Origin of the sequence: Streptosporangium sp. NPDC051023 (assembly GCF_040689595.1) — a bacterium.
Classification (GTDB): domain Bacteria; phylum Actinomycetota; class Actinomycetes; order Streptosporangiales; family Streptosporangiaceae; genus Streptosporangium.
The window spans coordinates 45444-51948 of sequence record NZ_JBFBCE010000069.1 but is presented as its reverse complement, the minus strand read 5'-3'; the positions used below and the strand labels follow the sequence as shown (position 1 = coordinate 51948).

The window sequence follows — 6505 nt, the reverse complement described above, 5'->3', positions numbered from 1 at the left end:
GCGGGGTCAGTGCCTGGCGGCCGGCCACGCGGCCCTCTCCCCCGCGGCCCGCCACGCCCGCTCCCTTCAGCCTTTCGGCAGGGGACGTCTCGCATGCCGGAGGGCTTTCCGGCGTGACGCCCGCGCCTCGCCTCCGGGAGACCGGTACGGCTACGCCACCGCGGAGGCAGACGCCGACCAGGTGTCGCAGTCACCGGGGGAGGCGGCGGCGAACCCCGAGTCCATCCAGTGGACGATGGACCTGCCCTTGCCGTACTCGTGGGTCTCCCAGTAGTCGTCGCCCCCACGCGCCGTGTTCGCGCGCAGGGCGTTCCAGTCACCCCTGGGCCGCTTCAGCGATTCCCACACGCTGCGGGTGAAGGCGGCGCCGAGGCACTCCGCCTGCAGGTCGTGTCTGCGTGCCTGCTCGTAGCGCTCCTTGGCGTTGCGGCGGGGCAGCCGCGTGTAGGCGTCCTGGATGCCGGACAGCCGCTGCACGTGGTGGCCGTACTCATGGCTGATCGCGATGAACGCGCTGAGCTTGGACGGCTTCTTCAGGATCGGTTCGGTGATCAGAAACACGATGGTCCCGTCCTGGGGGCAGTAGTCGGAAAGTAGGCTCCCGGTCCACGGCTTGCCGCAGTAGGAGTGCGGCTCGGTGAGGATCTGGATCCGTGGCGGAGTGAAGGGTTTACCCGTCTTCGCGAACTGCGCCGACCACGTCGTGTCCAGGCACTTTCCCACGGACAGCAGATAGCGTTTCACCGAGGTGACGTTTCCCGCTTTCGGGGGAGTCGTCCGGCAGTTTGTGGTTTCCAGCCTCCCTGTTTTGTAGAGGAAATTATCGGTGAGGGCGGGGGCGCTCCCGACGGGGTATCGGGCGGCGTGCGCCGTGCCGGGGAGCAGCACGCCGAGTAGCAGGCACGACAGCAGAAGAGTGAGAGGGGTTCGCATGGAACAGGGAGATTAGAGGAGATGACCATCCTTTGTCACGGGATATAAGCGGCGTTCGTTGCCGGCAGGTGTTTCGGCCATCCAATTCGACCCAATGTGTTCGCAGGCCCGGTGACCTAAATGCGTGAACCGGCCTTCCCGGAAGCGCTTACCGCTTTAGCGGAATATGACAGATGATATGACCTGATGGGTTTCGGTGACGTTGTCCCTGTAAACGGTTTCGTGTCTTGGCTTTCCGGGCACGTCGGCTCGTTCCACCCCTCCTCCGTTCTGGGCGGCTGCCGGAAAGCATGGTACGGGCAGTTCCGATGGGTTGCCGGGCAGGGCGGACGTCAGACTCTGGCGAGCGTTTCGCGAACGGCGGGGACGACCTCCTGGGCCCAGCGCCCGAGCGCGAAATCCCCGGGCGACTCTTTCTGCGCTCGCCGAATCACCGGAACCCGCCACATGAGCGGCCGGGTGCCGGGTTCGGAGCGGGAGCCGTCCCGGCGCTCAGGGCACGGGCTGTCGCAACAGGATCGCGGCGAGGTAGACGGCCCGGACATGGGAACTCCTGATGTAGGCCAGCGCGGCCGAGGGCATCGTCAGGTCGTCCATGAGACCGGAGATCTTCCCGGAGTTCGCGATGCTTCGGAGTGAGTCGGCGCTGAGACGCCAGCTTCGCAGCGCCTTCGCGTCCGGCGGGCCTATCGTCGCGACCCAGGAACGGAAGGATCTCATCGGGGACACGTCCGGGCAGTCGGCCGTTTTCAGTACCTCGCAGTTCTCCTGCTTCCAGCCGAGAGGCTTCTTCGCCGCTCCCTGGCCGAGCAGGATGGTGGAGGCCGACAGGCCTTGCCGTTCGAGGTCGTCCTCCGTCATCGGCTCCGTCAGTTCCGCCAGCACTGTGACGGCGAAGTGCTTGTCATCCAGGCCGGTCAGCATCCGTTCCACCTCGCGCTTGGCCTGCGGGGACCTCCCGGTTCCGGCGACGTAGCGTTCGAGTGCCAGCGTCGTGCCCGTTCTCTCAAGAGAGGGGACGGACAGCTCGCCCACGATGTTGTTGACCTGAACGTCAACGCTCTGCCGAACAGGCGTGTCGGCCTCGGTGAACTCTCCCGGGATCCTGGAAACCGTCAGCGGAATGGTGGTCATCCCGTCCTGCCTCGTCGGCGGACGGTCGGCAAATCCGACGCCGTAGTCGGGATTGATCAGCGACCACGCCATTCCGTAGACCGCGCGCTGCCGTTCCGACTCCTTGGGGTTGGGGTCGGCGGGTGACTCACACGCACTGGTCGTGACGAGAAGCAGAACTCCCGTGACCAGGTAAAACGTCCTGATGGCTGAATTGATTTTCATCTGTTCCGGCTTCGGCTTTCAGAGGATTCGCAGGTAAAGGCCAGGCGGTCGCCGGGGCTCCTCATGAACCCTGGCGACCACCTTCGAGCGGGCAGACTTACTGCGGGTTCCTTCTAGTGTGAGCCGTAGGGGGTGCCGTCATATCGCATCCACCGACTGTATTTCTCACCGGGTGAGAACAGGTAGCGTTTTGCGCCTCCGCTGCCCTCCGCAGAGTGGTACCAGAGCTTCACGACCGGCCGGAACTGGTGACGGTGCGCAACGATTTCGCAACCGTCGAGAGTGTTCTGGAAGCATTCTCCTCGGATCCTATGCTTGTTCCATACCGGATAGATGGGGAAGTCGTCGTTGGAATCCGGGATCGACGGCCTGTCCGGACCGGTCTCCGAGTATTCCAGGCAGGCCTGCTCCACCTGCCCGCCGGCCTCTACACTGAATCCGAAGTCGCGCTTCTTCATGTGGTTGATGGAGAGGGAGAAACCGAGGGGCAGCTTGTATCTGTTGTTCTGGAAACAGACCCTCGTTGCCGACTCTATGGATATGTTGTTCTTGATGTACTTCCGTTCCTTGGCGGGCCACTTGCTGGGCTCGCTGACCCGGACATAGTTGATGTAATCAGAGACATCCCAGAAGTCCGTTTTAGTGTCGTTGCTCGCCCAGGGGGCGAACCAGCGGCCGCACGCATGGGCGCTGAGACGCCAGCTTCGCAGCGTCTTCGCGTCCGGCGGGCCTATCGTTCAACCGTGAGGCGACGATCGCCGACACGGTCGAGTGGATCCTGCGCGGGGAGGACCGGATCGTTCTCGCCACCCACAATGGTCACGTTCAGCGCTGGCCGGGCACCCTTCCCGGCATGTCCCCGATGACGCCGATGGGCATGCACCTCGCCGACCGGCTGGGCGGCGACTATCTCGTCATCGGCACGACCTCGGGGACCGGCCAGATCCTCAACACGGGGGCGGACTTCTACACCGGCACGTTCTTCACGGAGATGGGAGCCCCGGAGCCCGGCAGCCTCGACGCGCTCATGGCCGCGAGCCACGACGGCCCCTTCGCGACCGATCTGCGACGCCTGTCACCGGCCGACGCCGACGCCGTTCGGGCTGTCTCCCGGCAGCGTGCCGGTCTCGGCACCTTCTACTCCGATCAGAGCCCGCTGGACGCCTTCGACGTCATCGTCCACCTTCCACACGTCACGGCGGCCGCACCCGACCACGCCGCGTTCGCGCACGCCCCCTACGACGTACGGCAGGCGTTCTCCCGGTGGAAACCGGAATGAACGGTCGATCCGCCATCCCGTGGCGCGCGGCGAGTCCACGGGCCAGGCCGGAGTCCCCGGCTGTCCGGGCCACGACGATGCCGGCGATCGGCGCGAGGCACCACGCCTGTCCGGCCGACCGGTCCGGGCGGCGACATCCGGCCTCACCTCGCCGAACGCGAGCCGGATGACTCGGCGCGGCCGTCGCACCCATGGCCGCCTGCCACCAACGGCCATGGGTGTCCGGCCCGCGAGTACGGGCTTGTCCGGGAGCGGTGACAGACGGGTCGGGCGGTATCCAGGTCATGACGCGATCTCGCCGGAGCGTGCCGACGACTCAGCGGACCCGCCTGGCCGCCCTGCCGCCCAGGTGCAGGAACGTGATCTCGCCCGCGTCGTCTCGCAGGAAGCGGCCGACGGCACGCTGCGGGTTGGGGGCGAGCGTCACGTAGTCACCGCCCTCGATCAGCGCGAGCGGCATGTCGGGCATGCCCTCGACCCCGGCGGCCACCAGTTCGGGGCGCAGCACGAACCGTGCCGTCAGCTTCTCGTCGACCTCGAAGGTCCACTGCCCCGCGTCGTAGCTGCCCGCGTACTCCGGGGTGGGTTCGCGCAGCGTCAGCCGTACGGGCTGCGGCTTGGCGCCGAGCAGGTGCTCCAGGCACCAGTCGGTCACCAGGGCGCCCAGCGCCTTGCCGGGGGCGGAGTTGGTGAGCGTGGTGACGGCGAAACCGTGCTCGGGGGCCAGCACGAAGGTGGACAGCTGCAGGTTGCTGATGTTGCCGCCGTGCGTGACCAGACGCACACCGGCCTGCTCGTCCAGCAGCCAGGGCAGCCCGATGCCGGTCCACGGCGCGCCGACCTGGACGTGCTCGGTCTGCATCAGTTCCCTGGTGGCGGCCCCGACCGGGTCCTCGCCGTTCTTGCCGAGGTGGAAGGCGGCGTAGCGGAGCTGGTCGCGTACCGACGACGCCAGGCCTCCCTCGGCCATACCGTCGCGGAACAGTCCCCAGGTGTGCGAGACCTGAGGGCCGTCCTCTCGCACGATGTGCCCGACGGCGTGCGGCCGGGTCGTGGCGTCCCAGGGGAAGAAGAAGCTGGAGTTCATGCCCAGGGGGGTGAGCACGATCCGGCTGATCGCGTTCTCGTACGGCTCGCCGCACACGACCTCGATGATCCTGCCGAGCAGCCGGAACCCTGCGTTGCTGTAGGAGGCGAGCGTGCCGGGCGGGAAGAGCTGGGGCAGCTGGTCGTAGATGTCGATCGCCGCGGCCAGCGCGCCGGTGTCCCAGGTATCGCAGTCGTCGATGTCGCCGAGGAATCCGCCGGTGTGGGTGAGCAGGTGCCGGATGGTCAGTTCTTCGGCGGCCCGCTCGTCGGAGAGTTGGAAGCCGGGCAGGTACTGCCGCACGCGCCCGTCCAGGTCGAGCTTGCCCTGCTCGACGAGGTGCATGATCGCTGTCCCGGTGACCGTCTTGGTGGTCGACCCGATCTGGAACAGCGTGTCGCCCGTGACCGGGGTCGGTGCGTCGACGCTGGTGACGCCGGTGGTGAGGACGTGCTCCTCGCCGTCGAACAGCACGCCGACGGCGGCACCGGGGACGTGCAGGGATTTCGCCTCGCTGTCGAGCAGGTTCTGCAGGTGGTTGAAGTCAGCCATTCGTTCATCCTGCTGGCCGCCGGGGCGAGGGGCTTCGTTCGCCCGCACCATTTCCACCGCGCCGTTCGTCCGGGAGCCAGGGTGCCGGAGAAGGAACACCGCGGCCCGGCCCGGCCCGGATGCGGTCGCGTCGTCGGCGTATATGCCGCGGTCGGCGACATCGGTCGTTCACCGGTGGGTGTGGTCGGCCGCTCCAGTGGGTTGACCGGTCGTTCACCGGTGGGTGTGACCGGCCGCCCCAGCGGGTTGAGGAGTGCCGGAGCGGGTCTTTGGCGCGAGAGCCTCCGGACTGAGCAGCCACTTCTCGACCGCCGCGGTCATCTTCCCACCCGCCTCCAGCGCCGCCGCCTTGGCGGCGACCGGGTTGACGCCCGACGCCTGGCCGAGGATCACCCCGAGCACCAGGTGGCCCCGCACGCGGGAGGCCCACATCAGGTTGCCGCCCGCGGCGGTGCCAGAACCGGTCTTGATGCCGATGACACCGTGCTTGTTCAGCAGCGTGTTGGTGTTGGCCAGCCTTCTCGCGTCGCCGGGGACGGCGGTTTCGGCCTGCGCGACCACCTCGCGGAAGACCGGGTCGCGCATCGCCTCCCTGGCCAGCCTGAGCTGGTCGGCCGCGGTGCTGACGGTGCTGTCCTCGTTGCCGCTGGCACCCGTGTACCTGGTTTTGGCCATGCCAAGGCGGTGGGCGGCGGCGTTCATCCGTTCGACGAAACGCTCCTGCGAACCCGCGTCCCAACGGGCCAGGAGGCGGGCCACGTTGTTTCCCGACGGGACCATCATCAGCTCCAGCATGCGGCGCAGCCGTACCCGCTGACCCTCCCTGACCGGGGCGGTGGACTCCTGCCACACGTAGGATTCGTCGGCGGCCGTGCGGTCCACCCTGATCAGCGGGCCGTCGTCGCCGGGCCGGAGCGGGTGGTGACGCAGGATCACGTAGGCGGTCATGACCTTCGTCACGCTGGCGATGGGGACCGGGGTCGGCTCACCGCTGACGCCCAGGCTGCCCATGTCCTCGACCTCGACCGCCGCCTGGCCCTCGGCAGGCCACGGCAGGGACGCGCCGGACATGATGGTCCCGGAGACGAACGGCGCGGTTCCGCAGCCGGACAGGACGCCCACCAGCAGTAGGAACATCAAGAAACGTCGCATACCTGACACGTTGCGCCGCCCACGTGTCTCCCCGGCCGTGACCGTGTCTCCGTCAGGGCTTGACCATGTATCAACCGTGCATCGACCCGGTGACCTGGCTGTCCGGTGGGGTAAGAGTAGGGGGCGACAGCGCTGCCGGGGAGGCAAACATCCGGCCATCAAGT

Annotated in this window: 5 protein-coding genes and 1 pseudogene; 1 reads left to right on the top strand and 5 read right to left on the bottom strand. The window is 67.4% G+C overall.

What is annotated here, in order from left to right:
• Positions 1-150: 150 nt before the first annotated feature.
• The 3 genes from AB0395_RS34540 to AB0395_RS34530 all read right to left on the bottom strand — a co-directional run bounded on the left by AB0395_RS34540 (position 151) and on the right by AB0395_RS34530 (position 2729).
• The gene (locus AB0395_RS34540; protein WP_366288210.1) at positions 151-933 is read right to left on the bottom strand and encodes a neutral zinc metallopeptidase; all 783 of its coding nucleotides are present in this window, start codon (positions 931-933) and stop codon (positions 151-153) included.
• 492 nt (positions 934-1425) lie between these two features.
• Positions 1426-2271 (bottom strand): hypothetical protein, encoded by an 846-nt coding sequence (locus AB0395_RS34535; RefSeq protein WP_366288209.1) that lies wholly within the window; start codon positions 2269-2271, stop codon positions 1426-1428.
• Positions 2272-2384: 113 nt separating this feature from the next.
• The gene (locus tag AB0395_RS34530) at positions 2385-2729 is read right to left on the bottom strand and encodes a hypothetical protein (RefSeq protein ID WP_366288208.1); all 345 of its coding nucleotides are present in this window, start codon (positions 2727-2729) and stop codon (positions 2385-2387) included.
• 278 nt (positions 2730-3007) lie between these two features.
• On the opposite strand from AB0395_RS34530, the pseudogene AB0395_RS34525 reads away from it, so the two are divergent.
• A pseudogene (locus AB0395_RS34525) lies at positions 3008-3550 on the top strand (erythromycin esterase family protein); the annotation flags it as partial.
• Between the two features lie 316 nt (positions 3551-3866).
• On the opposite strand, the gene AB0395_RS34520 reads toward AB0395_RS34525, so the two are convergent.
• Together AB0395_RS34520 and AB0395_RS34515 are read right to left on the bottom strand one after the other, a co-directional pair.
• On the bottom strand, positions 3867-5189 hold the full coding sequence (locus AB0395_RS34520) for a serine hydrolase domain-containing protein (RefSeq protein WP_366288207.1): 1323 nt from the start codon (positions 5187-5189) through the stop codon (positions 3867-3869).
• A 213-nt stretch (positions 5190-5402) separates the two neighbouring features.
• Complete coding sequence (locus tag AB0395_RS34515) at positions 5403-6341, bottom strand: hypothetical protein (protein ID WP_366288206.1); 939 nt, start codon at positions 6339-6341, stop codon at positions 5403-5405.
• Positions 6342-6505: the final 164 nt, after the last annotated feature.

What these genes read in the sequence shown, in the direction of transcription:
- AB0395_RS34530 (WP_366288208.1), bottom strand. Translation starts at nt 2,729, where the DNA reads ATGAAGAAGCGCGACTTCGGATTCAGTGTAGAGGCCGGCGGGCAGGTG.
- AB0395_RS34520 (WP_366288207.1), bottom strand. Translation starts at nt 5,189, where the DNA reads ATGGCTGACTTCAACCACCTGCAGAACCTGCTCGACAGCGAGGCGAAA.
- AB0395_RS34540 (WP_366288210.1), bottom strand. Translation starts at nt 933, where the DNA reads ATGCGAACCCCTCTCACTCTTCTGCTGTCGTGCCTGCTACTCGGCGTG.
- AB0395_RS34535 (WP_366288209.1), bottom strand. Translation starts at nt 2,271, where the DNA reads ATGAAAATCAATTCAGCCATCAGGACGTTTTACCTGGTCACGGGAGTT.
- AB0395_RS34515 (WP_366288206.1), bottom strand. Translation starts at nt 6,341, where the DNA reads ATGCGACGTTTCTTGATGTTCCTACTGCTGGTGGGCGTCCTGTCCGGC.